Raw genomic sequence first — 15,951 nt, forward strand, 5'->3', positions numbered from 1 at the left:
GCGCTGTTCGACCCACCTCCGCCTGCGCGGAGAGCACCCCTCCCTCGCCGTCAACGCCACCACCAGCAGCGACCCACCTCCGCCTGCGCGGAGAGCACGCGGACCGGGTCGGGAAGGTCGCCGGCTCGATCGACCCACCTCCGCCTGCGCGGAGAGCACGGGTGCGGTAGGGCACGGGAAGCGGGTTGAAGCGACCCACCTCCGCCTGCGCGGAGAGCACACCTTCGGAGTCGCTGCAAGGTTCTTCATGAACGACCCACCTCCGCCTGCGCGGAGAGCACGCGTCAGCCACCTCGTCCTTGACCCGCTGAGCCGACCCACCTCCGCCTGCGCGGAGAGCACAGGAACGCGATCCAGCTCGCCCACCACTCGGCCGACCCACCTCCGCCTGCGCGGAGAGCACCCGCGGTTGCTCAGGCGCGGGTCACCGTTGGCCGACCCACCTCCGCCTGCGCGGAGAGCACCGACACCGGGGGGAGCAGTAGACCTTCAGGCGCGACCCACCTCCGCCTGCGCGGAGAGCACGGCGAGGCGCTGGAGACCGGCGCGAAGATCGGCGACCCACCTCCGCCTGCGCGGAGAGCACGTCGAGGCGGATCCGGCGGGGTGCGGCGGAGCCGACCCACCTCCGCCTGCGCGGAGAGCACAAGTTCACGGCCTGGTGCCAGGAGGAGACGAACGACCCACCTCCGCCTGCGCGGAGAGCACCAAGGCAAGATCACCCAGTACGACTCGGATGACGACCCACCTCCGCCTGCGCGGAGAGCACATCTGTCTGGTCGGCTTCTTCCTCGGCTACGACGACCCACCTCCGCCTGCGCGGAGAGCACCAGACCTTTTTGGTCTTGCCGATGCCCGGGACCGACCCACCTCCGCCTGCGCGGAGAGCACACGTCGGGGAGGCCAAGGGGTTGCTGCGCTCGCGACCCACCTCCGCCTGCGCGGAGAGCACGAAGGCGGGCCCGCCGTCACCCTCGCCCAGGACGACCCACCTCCGCCTGCGCGGAGAGCACGCGGCCGGCCACCACATCGCCCTGACGCTCACCGACCCACCTCCGCCTGCGCGGAGAGCACCACGCCTTCGCGAATTCGTCGTCCTCGTACTCCGACCCACCTCCGCCTGCGCGGAGAGCACGAGAGGTAGCCGCGCCGCGTCTCGGCGCCCGGCGACCCACCTCCGCCTGCGCGGAGAGCACATCGTGGCGAGCCCGATGATTCCCATCCCGATCGACCCACCTCCGCCTGCGCGGAGAGCACGGAGAAAGGCCCACGGGTCCGGCCTCCGAAATCGACCCACCTCCGCCTGCGCGGAGAGCACGCCAGCGTATCCACGCGCAAGTCTCGCCCTCACGACCCACCTCCGCCTGCGCGGAGAGCACGGGATTCCACGGCATCGGCCACGTGCGGGTGACGACCCACCTCCGCCTGCGCGGAGAGCACTTCTACGTCGGCGTGGACCGGGGCCCCACCGACGACCCACCTCCGCCTGCGCGGAGAGCACGCTTCCTGACCTGCAATCCTAAAGGGGCTTTGCTATTTCTTGACCCTGTCTCGTGAAGGCCATAAGGGTGAGTCCGTCGAAGTCGATGGGCGTGCGGCGACGGCTGCCGACGGTCCGGAGGGTGAAGCCTTGTTCGTTAGCGGTGGGGTAGGCGAGGACAGCGGCGCCGTCGGCGGTGCAGGCGGTGACTGAGGTCCAGAGTTCGTCGCGGACGCGGGCGGAGACGGTACCGATGTACAGCTCGGGGGTGACTTCGAGGAGCCAGCGGGTGAGGGCGCCGCGGAGGTGGTCGGGTACGGCAGTGGCGGAAATGACGATCATCGAGGGCATGGTGGTGAGGTTCTCCCGCGGGCGCGGTCAGGGGTCGAGGGCGTGGTTGGTGCCGCCGGGGACGGTTCCTGTGATCGGGTCCCAGAGGTCCACGAGCTGCTCTTCGGGGTCGGGCAGGTCGCTGGAGTGGCCGGGTGCGAGGAGGGTCTGGATGTCGCTGACGATGCGGGGCAGCAGTTTGAACAGCCTCAGGCCGTCGCGGAAGGAGCGGCGGGCTGCGGCTTCCGGGTCGGTGGAGTTGTGGAGGGAGAAGGCGAGCGGGATGGTGAGTTCCGCTTTGTAGAGGTCGGCGATGTCGTAGACGAAGGATTGCTGGTTGCCGCTGTGGACGAAGCCCAAGGCTGGGGAGCAGCCGAGGGCGAGGATCGCGGCGTGGACGATGCCGTACAGGCACGTGTTGGCAGAGGACAGGGCGAGGTTGACGGGGTCTTGTGTGTCCCAGGAGGCCGGATCGTAGGCGCGTCTGAAGCGGCCGATCTTGTACTGGCGGGCGAGGAGCTGGTATTGGGCTTTGACGCGTTGTCCTTCGAAGCCGCGGAGCTGGTTGAAGTTGGTGCCGGCGGGGACGGTGTCGGGGCCGAAGCGTTTTTCATACATGGCGGTGGCGACGGCGAGCCGTTGCGTGTCGTCGGCCCAGGCCCGTGTCTGGTGTTCCAGCCAAGTGGTGGTGAGGGAGTCGGGCATGGCGGCGGCGTAGCAGCGGACGCCGCCGGAGCCGGTGATCAGGACTGTGGTTCCGTGGCGGGCGAAGGTGGTGAGCGCACGGGCGGTGATGGAGGTTCCTGGGCCCAGGAGGATGCAGGAGAGGGCGGCGGTGGGGAGGTAGACGGTTTCCGTGCCGCGTCGTTCGCTGGTGATTTCGGCGCAGACGCCGGTGTCGTCCTGGTGGATGCGGACGATGTCCAGGTAGAGGAAGGAGAGGGAGTCCGCGACGCGGGGCAGCATGGCGACGGTGGGCGCGGCAAGGCGACGCCGCCCGTGGAAGCGGGCGGCGTTCGGTGCCGGGTCGGAAGCGGTCATTGGGGGCCTCGTGCCGGGGCGATGCTGAGGAGACCGCAGCCGTAGGCCTTGCCGCGTCCGATGCCTTCGATGATCTTTGTGCGGAGCAGTTCCGGGTCTGTGATGACTGCGGTGCCGTCGAAGCGGGTGCGGGCGTGGCGGACGAGCGCTCGGGTGGTGGTGGTGCCGCGCTCGCCGTGACGTCCGCCGGCGGCGTCGAGGGAGGCGGATTCGATGGTGTGGGGGGTGAGGCCGGCGGCTTGTGCCTGGCGTTCCCACCAGGTGTCGGCTGCGGTGCCGTAGAGGGGGACGACGGCGGGGAGGTTGTAGAGGGCGCGGGTGGTGTGGCCGGGGCGGCGGACGGCGTTGGCGATGCAGCGGTAGCGGACGGTGAGGCCGGGACGTATGGCGTCCAGGAGTGCGTCGAGGGGGCGGGCGAGGCTGGTTCCGTAGTTCTCGGGGAGCTGGGTGAGGTCGGGCTGGTGGGTGCTCTGCATCAGGATGTGCAGTCCGTGGGGGGTGTCTTCGGTGCGGAAGAGCACGTTGAACCGGGCCCGCGGGTCCGGCCCGGCCGCCGGGGGGAAGAGCGTCATGAGGCGCTGGTGGAGCGCGAGGCCCAGGCGTGTGCCGGAGGTGTCGCTGCGGGCTTGAGCTGAGCGCGGATCGGGGGCGATCCGGGTGAGCCAGACGGTCACGGTCGGTTCCTTTCCTCGGTTTCCGGCAGGTGGCGGGTCAGGTAGGTGTTCAGGGCGTGGAGTTGCTTCGTGCCCAGGCCTTCGTATTGATCGGGGGGCAGGTGGAGGGAGCGCCGGTAGAGGGGGCGGGCTCGGTAGGTGCGGCGTGTGGTGTGGAAGGTGAGGGGTTCGTCCGTGGCCTGGCCTGAGGGGTGAGCGCCGTCGTTTGCGTCGGCGGTGAGCAGGTCCGCGGGCACGGGCAGGGTGTTCAGCGGCCGGTTGGAGATGAATTCGATGCCGGAGGGCGCCGGGGTGGTCGCGGCCAGGGGGAGGCGGACCAGATGGTGCAGGGCGTCGTCGGTTCGGGCCAGGAGGAGCGGGCCTTCTGGCGGGCAGGAGCGGCGGCCGAGGTAGAGCGGCCACTGCGGAAGGCGCAGGGCGTTTTCGCAGCGTGTGAGCAGGTCGTGGGTGTCGGCGCGTTCGGCTTGGGTGGTGTCTGGGGTGTGGGGGGTGGTCAGGGCGATGGTGAAGGCGGCGTCGGCGAGGTAGTGGCGGTGGCTGAGGAGGGTGGTGGTCTCGCCGCTGCGTTTTTTGCCCTCGGCTGTGGTGATGGTGGCTTTGGCGGGCAGGCCGCCGCCGACGGTGTGCAGGTCGCGCAGGCGGACGCCGGGCCGGTCCGCCCGTATGGTCAGCGACAGGCGGGTCAGGTCGGTGATGGACTCGCCGCGGCGGCGGCCGAGGGCGGCAGCCAGCAGTCCGATGACCCCGGAGCGGGTGGGGAAGGCGGCGGTGTCGCGGTCGGTGAAGTGACTGTGCTCGCCCCAGGACTGCAAGGGGGCCGCCAGCCGCAGCAGCAGGCCGGGCTCAGGCAGGGGCAGGGCGGGGTCGCTCACGCGTCGGCTCCGGCCGGTGCGGGGGTGAGCGCGGTGGCCAGGGCGGTCTCCAAGAGCTCGTCGAGGGTGCCGTAGCGGATGCCGAGGCCGGGCAGGTCTTTGGAGGTGACGCTGAAAAAGCCGGAGGTGAGGATGCGTCCGCTGCCGAGCATGGCGTTGGCTGCCTGGGCGTAGGTGCTGAGCTGGTCGGCGGAGGGCTCGGCGAAACCGCTGGTGTCGGTGGCGCGGACCGGCTTTTCGAAGGCTCCTGCGTAGGAGACGGGACGGTCGGCCCGGACGGAGAGGTGGATCAGGTGGGGCAGGGTGTGCGGTGCTGTGGAGTTCTTTTTGGCGTGCGGCACCGATTCGATGAAGGCGGACAGGAAGGCTGCGGTGAGCTCGCGCAGCGCGTCCGGCTCGTCGCCGATGTTCGCCGCCAGGTCGCGCAGGTCGACGGTGGCGAACCGGTAGAAGGTGCCGGCGCTGTACTCGGCGTGCCCCATGTGGCCGCTGCCGGTGCTGTCTTTCCAGGCTGCGGTGATGTCGTCGACCGCGCTGAAGTAGTCGACCTCGATGTCGGTGGTGTGGGTGGTCAGGGCGTGGGCGACCTGGACGGCGCCGTCGACGCCGGCGTCGTCGACTTCGGCGAGCATCCGGCCGAACAGGTTGATCACCCCGTTGCGTGAGCGTAGGACCGTCTCGATGCGGTCCTTGGGCAGCACGCTCTTGTCTGCGGGCTTCTTGATGTCCTTGGCTGCCTCGAGCTGCGGGCGGAACTCCTCGGTAAGGTCTGCGAGTTCACCGACGGCCGTCTCGGGGACGTAGACCATGGCGTTGGTCAGGACCTGGTTGGGGATGATCTGCTTTTCTTTGTCCTTGGCCAGTTCGAACTTGATGCTGCTGCCCGCCGCGAGGTGGCCGCCGGCCCGCAGCGCCAGGTCGGCCGGCCACCCCCGCTCCTGGAGTTCACGCGTGACCCGCTCACCGATGCGCCGGGTACGCAGGGCGGCCTGCCCGATGTGTGTCTGGAAGTCCTCGCGTGCCGCGCGCTTCCAGCACTGGCTGCTGACTCGCGTGCGCAGCGTGCCTCCGTACTGCACGGTCTTGACGGCGTTCGCGTCGTCCCGGTTGAGGTTCGAGAACGGGACGGGGTGAAGGACGTGGATGTCGATGAAGCGGGCGGTGCTCGATGTCATGACGGGTCGCATTCTGTCGTGGTGTGCAGCGGAGGACGGGCTGTGGGACAGCTCGGCGAGAGGGGGTTAGGGGGCGTTGTCCAGGAGGTCGTTCTGGTCCTCCCGGTCACTCTTGTCATTGCGGCTTTTGTCGGTCTCCCGGTAGTAGTCCTGGAGCCAGCGGCGACTGATGCGTCCTGAATTCGCCGGCCAGGCGATCAGGTCTTCCATCAGCCGGGCCCAGTCGACATCGACGCCGGTCTGCCTCAGGTAGCGCACGGTGGCCGGCAGGTGGCGGTGCAGTCCGGCGGCGCTCTGCCGCGTCAGCAGGTGCAGCCGGGCTTCGGCGGTGGAGGCCCGCATGTCGCGTTCACGCCCGGGGCTGTGGACGACGGCCTGGGCGAGGCAGTGGCCCAGGCTTCGGCCCCAGCGCTCAAACTGCGTGTTCTCGCCCTCGCCCGCCGGGGCCGCGCCGGGGCCGTCTGCCGCCGAGCTTGCGGGGGTTTCCTCGGCGGTCTCGGCGGGTTCGTCCTCGGTCGCGAATGCGTGCCGGGGCCGGTCGGCGATCATCGACGCGATCAGATAGAAGGCGCGTTCCTCCGTCTCGGGCACGTGGCGTCGGCTGGGAAGCCACGGGGCCACGATGCGGTGCATCGGGTGCACGTGGTCGAGGTCCCGGCGCAGACCTGCGCGAAGCGCGCTTCGGGTTCCGGGGTCGCGGCAGGCGTCCGTGATCCGGGCGATGTACTTGTGCAAGTGCTCACGGTGACGGCCGGCGGCCGTTCGTGGTGACGGGATGGTCATACGGGAACTCCCTCATCCGATGCGGTGGGCTCGAGGCCGGGACCGGCTGTGCTGCTTTCTGTGCCCTTGGTGGTGCGCCGGCCCCCGTACAGCTCGGTGCGGGCGTCGGCTACGGCTCTGGCACCGCGCAGGTGGGACGTGAGGGGTGCGGTGACCGTTTCGTAGCTGTGTTCCGCCAGGGTGAGGAAGGCCTTGCGCGCCGCTTGTCGGTCCAGGCCTGCGTCGAGCGAGGCCGAGGCGCGGTCGAGCCGGCGGTAGCGCGACCAGAACTCGGTCTCGGCCTGTGGCCAGTAGCGGGCGCCGGCCTCGGCGGACCAGGTGGCATGCTCCGCTTTGGGGTCGTTGATGTAGAGGGACCATGCTTTGCGCACCGCACGGTCCAGCCTGCGGCCGTACAGCTCACCGAGCCGGCGCAGCCGGCCCACCGCGGCTTCGGTGCGCGGAGCCTGTTCCTCTACGAAGCCCAGGAGGGGAGGGGTCGATCCCTCGACGAACTGCCGGTCCTTGGCCTGGCCCTCCTGCTCGAACCCCAGCGCCCTTACCCGCAGCGTCTCCGCGACTTCGAAGGCGGTGTTGAACACCTTCGGCCGTCGTGGTTGTGCCGGTCCGCCCGCCTCGTACAGCAGCAGGGCGTCGACATCGCGCCACAGGGCCCGTCCGGCGTCGGCGGGCCGCGGGTAGCGGTTGCCCTGCTGGCTGATCTGCCAGATGAGGTAGGCGTCGTCCCTGGGGATGCGTTCGCCGCGGTAGGCCCACGTGATGAACGCGTCCGCTACCGTGTCCGGCCGCTCCTGGTCCGCCACGAGCAGCAGGGCGTGTGAGGAGCAGGCGGTGAGCAGCGCCAGTGGGCCGGTCCTGTCGGTGGGCGGCGTCTCGGGGTCGGGCAGTTCCTCCCATTCCCATGGGCACAGGTCGACGTCGCGGCGGACGGTGGCGTCCGGCGGGGTGAGTCCTGCCAGGAGGGTCTGGAAGAGGGTTTCGCCCTCGGGGTGGTAGGACAGCGCGGTCCGCAGCGGGCCGGCGGTGGCGCTGGCGGTCTTCACGCGCCCCACCTCTCGGGCCGAGCACCTGCCGGAGGGGCCGTAGAAGTGCCAGATCAGCAGGTTGAGAACGGCTTCGGACACGGTCGGGAGAGTGGGGGACAGTGCGTTGACGTGGGTGAACCAGGAGTGGTTGTTGCCTGCGGGCCGGGTCACGATCAGCTTGTTCACGCCCGCGGTGTTGCCGGCGTCGCACTGCTGTGCCAGACGCGCATCCTGCATCCAGGGCCGTCCCCCTTCAGCGTCGAAGACGAAGAAGCGGTGCCCCCACGCGGCGAAGTACTCCTCGATCGCCTCAGCGGGCAGCCGTCCCGCCTCGACCACGTCCATGCGGCGATCGCCCCAGTCGCCGGGACCGCTTTCGTCGAGCCGGGTGACCCGTGCGGTCAGGGCGTACAGGATGCGCAGCAGTGCCGAGTGCGCGGGCGGTTCGGCGACCGCGAGGCCCGTGATGTCGTGGCTGCGCAGCAGCAGCTCGCGAAAGCCGATCATCTCGGGAAGGGGGCCGGGGTTTCTGCTTCGCGCGTGCGGTGCCCAGATGACCGGGAAGAGCGGTGCTTCCGCTGTGCTGTGTGAACGTGCGGGCATCGATGCCTCTCAGGAGTCACAATGCGATGGGGTCTTCGTGCAGACGGAGGTGACTCGCCTGCCGCTACTGGGGCGACCGGTGAATACACCCCTGTGCCCGCGCGAGCGGGCGTGCCCTACGACGGGAGTCGATCTCTTTAGACCAGCCGGGTGATGCGTGTCGTGTTGGACGCATCCCACCAAGCCTGCTGCTACAGGGGAAGTGCTTGTCGGCAGCTGGCTTTAAGTGATCTCAAGTCCTGTCGATGAGACGGAAATTGATCGGTTTCCGTGGCGGCCGCGCCAGCTCGTACTGTCCGGCTCGCGGTGTACGGCCACCAGAACGAGCCCGCGAAGGAGCGGCTGTTTCTCCCAGCCGGTGGGATGGGGCAGGCCTTCGTCGTCGCGTAGCCACGAGCCGGGAACGGGAGCGACCTGCGACATGATCAAGCCCAGCTCCTCGCGCGTGGGTGTCGCTCCGCGCAGCACGGTGGACAGGCTCAGCGCGCCCTTCTCATCGAGCGTCAGCTCGCCGCCGGGCTGGGTGTACAGCAGCAGTACGCGCCCGGTGTCCGCTCCCAGTCGGGTCGTCAGCAGCTCCTCGGTCACACCGTCCTGCAGCTCGCTGAGCCTGCCGAGGTTGCCCTGGACATCGTGCGGCCCGCAGATCGTCGTCATCCGGGCCAAGTGCGACTCGGCCATCTCCTTGGCGGCCCGCTCCAGGTCCATGCGCGCCAGTTCCTGTTTCACCGCCGCATCCAGACCCTCGACGAAGTCGGCCGCGTACACGGCCTCGACCAGCCGCTGCACATCGCCGGGGATCGCGATCCCGCCCTCTTGTTCCTGGCGCAGCAACTGCGCGGTGCGCACGAGCAGCCCGTGATCGTAGACCGTGCCCCAGGTCGGCGGAACCTTCGTGTGGCCGCTGCTGTCCACCGGCTCCATGACCACCAGCTGGGGGCGCTCCTCCGCCTGCGCCCAGGAAGGCCGCCCTTGCGGTCCCCGTCGGTGCCGCCGGCCACGGCCCACCCGCTGCAACAACTGGGCGAGCGGAGCGAGATCACTGATGACGAGGTCGAAGTCGAAATCCAGTGACTGCTCGACCACTTGCGTTGCCACCAGGATCGAGCCTGCGCGGGCCCGGATCTCCCCGCCCGCGCCAGGTTTGCCGTATGCCCGCTCGCAGTCCCTGCTGATCCGCTGGCGCTCCCGGGCCTGGAAGCGGGAGTGCAGAAGCCGCAGGCCGCCCTCCTTACGGGCCAGCTCGGGGAACGCCGCACACAGGTCCCGGTAGGTCGCCTGTGCTTCGGCGACGGTCGTACAGCACACCAGGGCGGTCCCGCCCTCGTCGGCCACCGGCCGTAACTGCGCCCTCAGCCGCTCGCGTCTGCCGCCTTTGCGGACTGGCGAGCCCGGAGCGTCCAAGCTGTCCCATCCCACACCGTGAACCTCGACATCCACGGTCCGTGCCCTTTCGGTCCTCGTCGCCCGAGGGGTGGACACCTGGCCGCTCGCCGCGTCCGTGAAGAGCCAGCCCGGGTAGCACGGCTTTACCTCCGCCGCCTCCAGGAAACCGGCTCCCCGCCGGTAGGCGTTCACCAGCGAGCCTGCTGTGGAGCCCGTCAGGGTCGCCGAGAGCAGCACCACCGGCGCGCCGAACGCCCCGAGCCACTCGAGCAGCCGGGTCATCAGACTGTGCATCCAGGGCCCGTACGCATGGGCCTCGTCGATCACCAGCACCTTGTCCGACACACCCAGCAGACGCAGCACGTTGTACCGCAGCGGAAGCACACCGGCCAGCACCTGATCGATCGTCCCCGCCCCCAGCGGCGCCAGGAGGCCGCGCTTCGGCCCACGCAGCCAGGCCCCGGCAGCGGTCGCCGTGGCCCGCTCCGCTACCACCGCCTCATCACCGGCCACCGCGGCAGCCGTACCGGACGGACCGTTGTACGCGGGGCTGAGCCAGGCCATGGAATGCAGAAGCGTCAGTGCACGCTCCCCGTACAACGCCTGATCGGCGAAGGCGGCCACCCGAGGAAACATGCCGTCCGCCGTCGCCATCGTCGGCAGCGCGAAATACAGCCCCCGCGCCCCCGCCGCCTGCCCGAGCACCGCAGCCGCGTACAAGGCGGCCTCGGTCTTCCCATCCCCGGTCGGAGCCGTGACCAACAGCAGACCCGACCCGCGCTCCCCCGCCAGCCGGGGAAGATGCTCCACCAAGTCCCGCTGCAGCGGATTGGGTAAAAACGGAAACATCCCCTCGAACTGCTGGAGAGCGAAATCCGTCCGGCCCAGCTGCGCGGCCCTGACCGCGCCGGGAGCCGCGTGAGACGCCCTCGCCCAGTGGTTCTCCAGAGCCCGGGGCGTCGCCTTCCATCCCACCGCCGGCAGAAGCGGCCTGATCCAGCCGGTCTGGCTCGCCAGCCAGTCCGCCACCACAATCAGACCTGCAACGACAACGCAGAGCTCAGCCGGCAGCCCTTCTTTCGGTAAAGCAGTCGCCCCCACCACCCGCCGCAGCTCCACGAAGTGCCGACGGCGCTGGTCGGCCCAGCCCTCCTCGCCCAGCCCCGGCGCATGAACGCTCCCGGCGCTCAGCTTCCGCTTCAGCAACGGCTGCCCGAACAGGCCGTGATGACCACCGAGCAACTGGGCCACCTGATGACTCACCGCCCGCCGCATCCGGCCGAGGTCACCCGGATAACCGATCTCAGCCAGAAGCGAGGTCACCGCCCAGTGCGTCGCAACCTCATGACGGAAAGCAGCCTCCCGCTCAGCACCCGGCACCGCTGAATACGCCGGATCCCTTCGCACCGCCGCGAAAGCCGCAGGCACCTGAGCCTGAAACGGCGGCGTGATCTTCCCCAGATCATGCAAACCCGCCCAGAACGAAAGAACCTGACGCGCCTCCGGCTCGGCCAGCTGCACCGCATCGGCGATACGCGCCCGGCACCGGGAACTCAGCACCACATCCCACAACACCCCGAACACAGCTGCCGTGTCCAGCAGATGGCAGACGACAGGGTAAGGACGCTCCAAGCCGCGCTCCTTCCCCCACAAACGACTGTCAGGCTCAGCGGCACACACAGAGGCGTCATCAAATCCCGTCATGGCAACACAGATAGCAGGCGGCACTGACACCACCCCGATCCGCCAAGCCCCCACGAGTGCAGCCCGCCCCCCGGGACACCGCATCGAAGACGCACCCCCGCCGCTGACGTCCCCTAGGCTTCACCCTCGTGACCAAGCCCGCGGAAACAGACCCTCTGACCTTCCCTTCACAGCCAAGAAACGGTAAAACCCTCCTAGACTGCCTGCTCAGAAAGGGTGCTCTCCGCGCAGGCGGAGGTGAGTCGTCGAGGTGGCCAAGCTCAAGAAGTAGGCCGGCGTGCTCTCCGCGCAGGCGGAGGTGAGTCGATGAACGGGTCCATGAAATTGGTGTCTCCCGCGTGCTCTCCGCGCAGGCGGAGGTGAGTCGTCCCCGCGGCTGCTGCCCATCGAGCGGGCCGAGTGCTCTCCGCGCAGGCGGAGGTGAGTCGCTGCCGATGTTGCCGGTGTTCCCCGCGCTGATGTGCTCTCCGCGCAGGCGGAGGTGAGTCGACGGCCGTCCTCGACCTCGCGCCGGTGCTCCAGTGCTCTCCGCGCAGGCGGAGGTGAGTCGTGCGGGTCGTCGAGGAGCTGTTGCCCGTGGGCGTGCTCTCCGCGCAGGCGGAGGTGAGTCGTCCTCCAGCCACACGCCGTTGTCCCGGCCGGAGTGCTCTCCGCGCAGGCGGAGGTGAGTCGACCCTCTCGGAGGGCGACGCCCGGATGCTGGTGTGCTCTCCGCGCAGGCGGAGGTGAGTCGGGGCGAGCGAGGAGCAGACGCGCGAGGCCCTGGTGCTCTCCGCGCAGGCGGAGGTGAGTCGATCCCGACGTGCCAGCCGTGCCGCGACGCGTAGTGCTCTCCGCGCAGGCGGAGGTGAGTCGTACCTCGGTGTCCCGTACGTCTGGGGTGGCGTGTGCTCTCCGCGCAGGCGGAGGTGAGTCGGTTCTCAAGATGGTCAAGCGCTGATGGCGAGCGTGCTCTCCGCGCAGGCGGAGGTGAGTCGGCAGGCGAGATGATCTCCCACCCCTCCAGCCGGTGCTCTCCGCGCAGGCGGAGGTGAGTCGTCGCGGTAGGTCCCGTCAGATCCCTTGCCGTCGTGCTCTCCGCGCAGGCGGAGGTGAGTCGCGGTTCTGTCCTACGTGTGGGCACTCGGGGGAGTGCTCTCCGCGCAGGCGGAGGTGAGTCGCCTTCCGGCGGCACGCTGGCGCGCAGTACTTCGTGCTCTCCGCGCAGGCGGAGGTGAGTCGGGAGGCGCAGCAGGCCCGGGAACTGCGTGAACGTGCTCTCCGCGCAGGCGGAGGTGAGTCGGCGATCGGGTCCATGGCGTTCATCGGTGAGAGGTGCTCTCCGCGCAGGCGGAGGTGAGTCGGCACCCGCGCGCGACTTGCAGCGCGGGTTTCAGTGCTCTCCGCGCAGGCGGAGGTGAGTCGTCGTGCCGGGGGTGCGGCCGGACGGTCATGGAGTGCTCTCCGCGCAGGCGGAGGTGAGTCGATCTGGTTCTGCCCCGAGTGCAGCTCCTCGATGTGCTCTCCGCGCAGGCGGAGGTGAGTCGGACGCCCTCCGCGGCTACTGGATCACCAGCGAGTGCTCTCCGCGCAGGCGGAGGTGAGTCGGTCTTGGTGGCGGGCTGGGGGTGGTCCTGTTCGTGCTCTCCGCGCAGGCGGAGGTGAGTCGCTCGACGACGTCGCGGCCGGCGCCCGAGTCGCGTGCTCTCCGCGCAGGCGGAGGTGAGTCGGAACACGCGAGCGATGTCCGGGACATGCTCACGTGCTCTCCGCGCAGGCGGAGGTGAGTCGATTCCCGTGGCGCCGCCCGTGCCGAGCACGGCGTGCTCTCCGCGCAGGCGGAGGTGAGTCGGTTGGGGTAGCGGCTGCTAGGGAGCTGAACCAGGTGCTCTCCGCGCAGGCGGAGGTGAGTCGACCGAGGAAGCCGCGGCCCCGGCCCGCGAGCATTGCCCTCCGCGCAGGCGGACCATCGGCGTCAGCGGGTCACCTCCGCTCGCGCGGAGAGCACCGGGTGAACGGCTGCGGCATGATCGCCGCCTTCGGGTCACCTCCGCTCGCGCGGAGAGCACCCGAAGTACGAGCCGTTCCCTGGCGCGGCCTTCGGTTCACCTCCGCTCGCGCGGAGAGCACTTCATGACCAGGGTGACCACCGGCATGGTCGGCGGTTCACCTCCGCTCGCGCGGAGAGCACTGGCCCGGGTCCAGGGCGCCGGTGGACGGGTCCGGTTCACCTCCGCTCGCGCGGAGAGCACATCGCGCACATCCTGACCGTGGCCACCATCGTCGAGTCACCTCCGCTCGCGCGGAGAGCACGATCTCCAAGGACGCGAGGCCGGCCAGGACCTCGAGTCACCTCCGCTCGCGCGGAGAGCACCGGAGCGGAAGCGGCCTACGAAGTCGTCCGTGAACGAGTCACCTCCGCTCGCGCGGAGAGCACCCACAGGTCGGTGTCCTGGCCGGCGCACGCTGCGAGTCACCTCCGCTCGCGCGGAGAGCACGACGGCACGTTCACGATCACGGACTCGGTCGACGAGTCACCTCCGCTCGCGCGGAGAGCACCCGCGGTTTTCTCGGTCTACCGGGGCGTGATCCGGGCCACCTCCGCTCGCGCGGAGAGCACGTACCCGGGGCTGCTGGCACAGCTGCGGTGGGCGGTTCACCTCCGCTCGCGCGGAGAGCACCACCGCGCGGGCAATCTCCACCTCCTGCACCGCGGTTCACCTCCGCTCGCGCGGAGAGCACCGACCGCGCGGCCGCAAGTCGGAACCTCCCCGACGAGTCACCTCCGCTCGCGCGGAGAGCACCTTCCTGACCTGCGGTTCTAGGTAGCCTTTGCAATTCCATTACTAAAGCGAGACGGCGATCGGTGTCAACCCGTTCCGACAGGGGGCTCGCGCCAATCGTTACCGTAGCGCAGCCTTCTGAGGCTCCCCACTGCCGTCATCGGATGCCTCAACGTCGCGATCTGGAGAAGGCCGCCCACGCGCCCGACGGCGGGGCCGGGCACAGTCGTCCCTCTCGCACGCGCACGACTCCCCCGGCCTGGTACGCCCCCGTTGCCCGGGCAGGAGGAGTGCCCCGGAGGGGATGCCCGCCCGGCACCGATGCAGGGGACCGTTCCGGGCGTCTCTGGAGTTGAAGTGGGTCAGATGCGCCAGGTGCGGATGCGGTCGGCGGCCTGGTAGACGTCGGTCTTGCCGGCCTGGATGTCGCGGACGAGGTCGGCCATGGCGCCGTACGGAGGGTCGATGCCCTCGCCGGAGGCGTGCATGTAGGCGGCGGTGACCTGGCAGGCGTACAGGCTGTTGCGGTGCGGCAGGGGCTGCAGACGGATCAGCGTGTGCAGGAGGGCCGCCGCGCGCCAGGCCGGGTCGGGCGCGGCGGTCGTGGGGCGGGGGATGCGGGTCTTATGGCGGGCGACGGCAGCGACGAGGGCGGAGTAGTCGGCGACGCTGACGTCTTCGGGGACGGCTTGTTCCTGGACGTCCAGGAGCCAGGGGACGTCGATGTGGAGGATCATCAGGCGGCGTCCGCCCCGCGCTCCCGGGCGCCGGGCGGGATCTCGTCGGGGAAGGCGTCGTCGAACTCCGCCCTGTGTGTCTCACCCCAGGATGCGGCGTAGCGGACGAACTGGCGGCGCTGACGCTCGCGCAGCGGCAGGTCGTGGACGTACTGCTTGAGGGACTTGCCTTCGGCGGCCGCGGCGGCGCGGACCTCCTCCAGCTCCTCGTCGGTGAAGGTGACGTTCAAAGACGGCATACCCCGGATGGTACCTACTTGGTACCTGGCAGGAAAGCCTGCGGGCAGGGGGCGCGTCGGCCTCCCGGAAAGCAAGACGGCAGGGTTCTCGGTAGTTCAGTCGCCGTCGAAGAGGACAACGATCTGTGCTCAGCGATTTCCCCACGCGCGGAGGTTCCCCAGGACTGCCGCAGCGCGTGGACCTACGAACGGATGTCACTCAGGAGGAGCCGCTCGATACCCAGCCCAGCCCGGGCTGGAACGCCCGATGCTACGGCTGCTCGGTTGCCACCGGCAGGTTGTGCCATGCATGTCCGCAGGCGCCTTTGCAGTACCTCTCCCGGCGGCGAGTGTCAGCAACGGCGAACACGGAAACGAGGACCCGGAACGCCTCGACGTGTTCGGCAGAAGGCAGGCCCGCGAACCCGTAGCGGGGCGGGTCCATGCAAATCATGACCGAGGGGTTGGCCGTGGGCTTCACACCAGACAGCGCCACCCCCGCACGGCCGTCCGCAGCTGTAATGTGCGCCTGCATCACATAGCCAGCGACTTCCTGCAGAACCATCTGCCGACGTGCCGGGGGGAGACCGGAGAACCAGCTCACACCAGAGTCCAACGTGCGGAGCCCCTGGGCGATCTCGTTGACGACCCACTCGGCCTCACGCCGGAAAGTCCGGCCGTCGTCGCTGATCGGTTCAGTCATCCCTGGATGATTTCACGACGCTGATGCCGGGCGAGAGCCGAACACCCGGCACCCGACACAGCACGGGCGACCTCGACCATCACCGCCTCCTGTAATCAAGCGGGAAGCAAAAAGCAGCCCTGCCGATCTCACAGATCCTCGCCCTGGGTCCCACGCTGGCCGTCGGCCCCCGGGGACACGAACCAGGTGAGCGCCCGGAACCGGGCACGCGAGTGCGTTCGGCGACCGGATTGGTACGGTGCTTCTGCACGGCCCGCGCGGCCCACAGAGGCGATCCGTGCGGTCTCCGCCAAGAGCGCCGTGTCCCCGTCCGCGCCGCTGCGTCGAGCGCGGCAAGCGGCGAGCGGCGGCACGGGGCGGCGACTTGGTCCGGGTGAACGTCGGGGAAAGCCGACTCGCAGCCCTAGGGCCTGTCTCTTGGATCCGTCCGTGAGATCGTCGTGCTCGTGATCGAGTCT

11 protein-coding genes and 3 CRISPR repeat arrays are annotated in these 15,951 nt (G+C 69.6%); all 11 genes read right to left on the reverse strand.

The annotated features are described in order from the left end of the window. Positions 1–7: 7 nt before the first annotated feature. Positions 8–1,501: direct repeats of the CRISPR family, unit length 29 nt; unit sequence CGACCCACCTCCGCCTGCGCGGAGAGCAC. An 18-nt stretch (positions 1,502–1,519) separates the two neighbouring features. The 11 genes from cas2e to AB0K65_RS29910 all read right to left on the reverse strand — a co-directional run bounded on the left by cas2e (position 1,520) and on the right by AB0K65_RS29910 (position 15,493). Then, the gene (gene cas2e / locus AB0K65_RS29860) at positions 1,520–1,831 is read right to left on the reverse strand and encodes a type I-E CRISPR-associated endoribonuclease Cas2e (RefSeq protein ID WP_365721965.1); all 312 of its coding nucleotides are present in this window, start codon (positions 1,829–1,831) and stop codon (positions 1,520–1,522) included. Positions 1,832–1,858: 27 nt separating this feature from the next. After that, positions 1,859–2,851 carry a type I-E CRISPR-associated endonuclease Cas1e gene (cas1e, locus tag AB0K65_RS29865; protein WP_365721967.1) on the reverse strand — a complete coding sequence of 331 codons (993 nt, stop codon included), beginning with the start codon at positions 2,849–2,851 and terminating at the stop codon, positions 1,859–1,861. Then, positions 2,848–3,525, reverse strand: a complete 678-nt coding sequence (cas6e, locus tag AB0K65_RS29870; protein WP_365721969.1) for a type I-E CRISPR-associated protein Cas6/Cse3/CasE — start codon at positions 3,523–3,525, stop codon at positions 2,848–2,850. Before cas6e ends, cas1e begins: the two co-directional genes overlap by 4 nt. Then, positions 3,522–4,397: a type I-E CRISPR-associated protein Cas5/CasD gene (gene cas5e, locus AB0K65_RS29875; RefSeq protein WP_365721971.1), complete on the reverse strand. Its 876-nt coding sequence runs from the start codon at positions 4,395–4,397 to the stop codon at positions 3,522–3,524. Before cas5e ends, cas6e begins: the two co-directional genes overlap by 4 nt. Continuing rightward, positions 4,394–5,572, reverse strand: coding sequence for a type I-E CRISPR-associated protein Cas7/Cse4/CasC (gene cas7e / locus AB0K65_RS29880; RefSeq protein ID WP_365721973.1), 1,179 nt, complete (start codon positions 5,570–5,572; stop codon positions 4,394–4,396). The genes cas5e and cas7e overlap by 4 nt, the downstream gene beginning before the upstream one ends. A 66-nt stretch (positions 5,573–5,638) precedes the next feature. Beyond that, entirely contained in the window at positions 5,639–6,307 is a 669-nt protein-coding gene (gene casB, locus AB0K65_RS29885; protein ID WP_365721974.1) for a type I-E CRISPR-associated protein Cse2/CasB, read from the reverse strand. A gap of 44 nt (positions 6,308–6,351) precedes the next feature. Continuing rightward, positions 6,352–7,983 (reverse strand): type I-E CRISPR-associated protein Cse1/CasA, encoded by a 1,632-nt coding sequence (gene casA, locus AB0K65_RS29890; RefSeq protein WP_365721976.1) that lies wholly within the window; start codon positions 7,981–7,983, stop codon positions 6,352–6,354. Positions 7,984–8,205: 222 nt separating this feature from the next. Continuing rightward, a complete protein-coding gene (locus AB0K65_RS29895; protein ID WP_365721978.1) occupies positions 8,206–11,001 on the reverse strand; it encodes a CRISPR-associated endonuclease Cas3'' in 2,796 nt (931 codons plus the stop codon). A 288-nt stretch (positions 11,002–11,289) separates the two neighbouring features. Beyond that, a CRISPR array of direct repeats spans positions 11,290–13,027; the repeat unit is 29 nt; unit sequence GTGCTCTCCGCGCAGGCGGAGGTGAGTCG. 8 nt (positions 13,028–13,035) lie between these two features. Then, positions 13,036–13,856: direct repeats of the CRISPR family, unit length 25 nt; unit sequence TCACCTCCGCTCGCGCGGAGAGCAC. Positions 13,857–14,197: 341 nt separating this feature from the next. Beyond that, a complete protein-coding gene (locus AB0K65_RS29900) occupies positions 14,198–14,572 on the reverse strand; it encodes a toxin Doc (RefSeq protein ID WP_365721980.1) in 375 nt (124 codons plus the stop codon). Continuing rightward, positions 14,572–14,811, reverse strand: coding sequence for a hypothetical protein (locus AB0K65_RS29905; RefSeq protein WP_365721982.1), 240 nt, complete (start codon positions 14,809–14,811; stop codon positions 14,572–14,574). The genes AB0K65_RS29900 and AB0K65_RS29905 overlap by 1 nt, the downstream gene beginning before the upstream one ends. A gap of 250 nt (positions 14,812–15,061) precedes the next feature. Next, positions 15,062–15,493, reverse strand: a complete 432-nt coding sequence (locus AB0K65_RS29910) for a DUF5958 family protein (RefSeq protein WP_365721984.1) — start codon at positions 15,491–15,493, stop codon at positions 15,062–15,064. Between the last annotated feature and the right edge of the window lie 458 nt (positions 15,494–15,951).

Origin of the sequence: Streptomyces sp. NPDC053755, from assembly GCF_040677675.1 — a bacterium.
Taxonomy (GTDB): Bacteria; Actinomycetota; Actinomycetes; order Streptomycetales; family Streptomycetaceae; genus Streptomyces.

What these genes read in the sequence shown, in the direction of transcription:
- cas2e (WP_365721965.1), bottom strand. Translation starts at nt 1,831, where the DNA reads ATGCCCTCGATGATCGTCATTTCCGCCACTGCCGTACCCGACCACCTC.
- cas1e (WP_365721967.1), bottom strand. Translation starts at nt 2,851, where the DNA reads ATGACCGCTTCCGACCCGGCACCGAACGCCGCCCGCTTCCACGGGCGG.
- cas7e (WP_365721973.1), bottom strand. Translation starts at nt 5,572, where the DNA reads ATGACATCGAGCACCGCCCGCTTCATCGACATCCACGTCCTTCACCCC.
- casA (WP_365721976.1), bottom strand. Translation starts at nt 7,983, where the DNA reads ATGCCCGCACGTTCACACAGCACAGCGGAAGCACCGCTCTTCCCGGTC.
- AB0K65_RS29900 (WP_365721980.1), bottom strand. Translation starts at nt 14,572, where the DNA reads ATGATCCTCCACATCGACGTCCCCTGGCTCCTGGACGTCCAGGAACAA.
- AB0K65_RS29905 (WP_365721982.1), bottom strand. Translation starts at nt 14,811, where the DNA reads ATGCCGTCTTTGAACGTCACCTTCACCGACGAGGAGCTGGAGGAGGTC.
- AB0K65_RS29910 (WP_365721984.1), bottom strand. Translation starts at nt 15,493, where the DNA reads ATGACTGAACCGATCAGCGACGACGGCCGGACTTTCCGGCGTGAGGCC.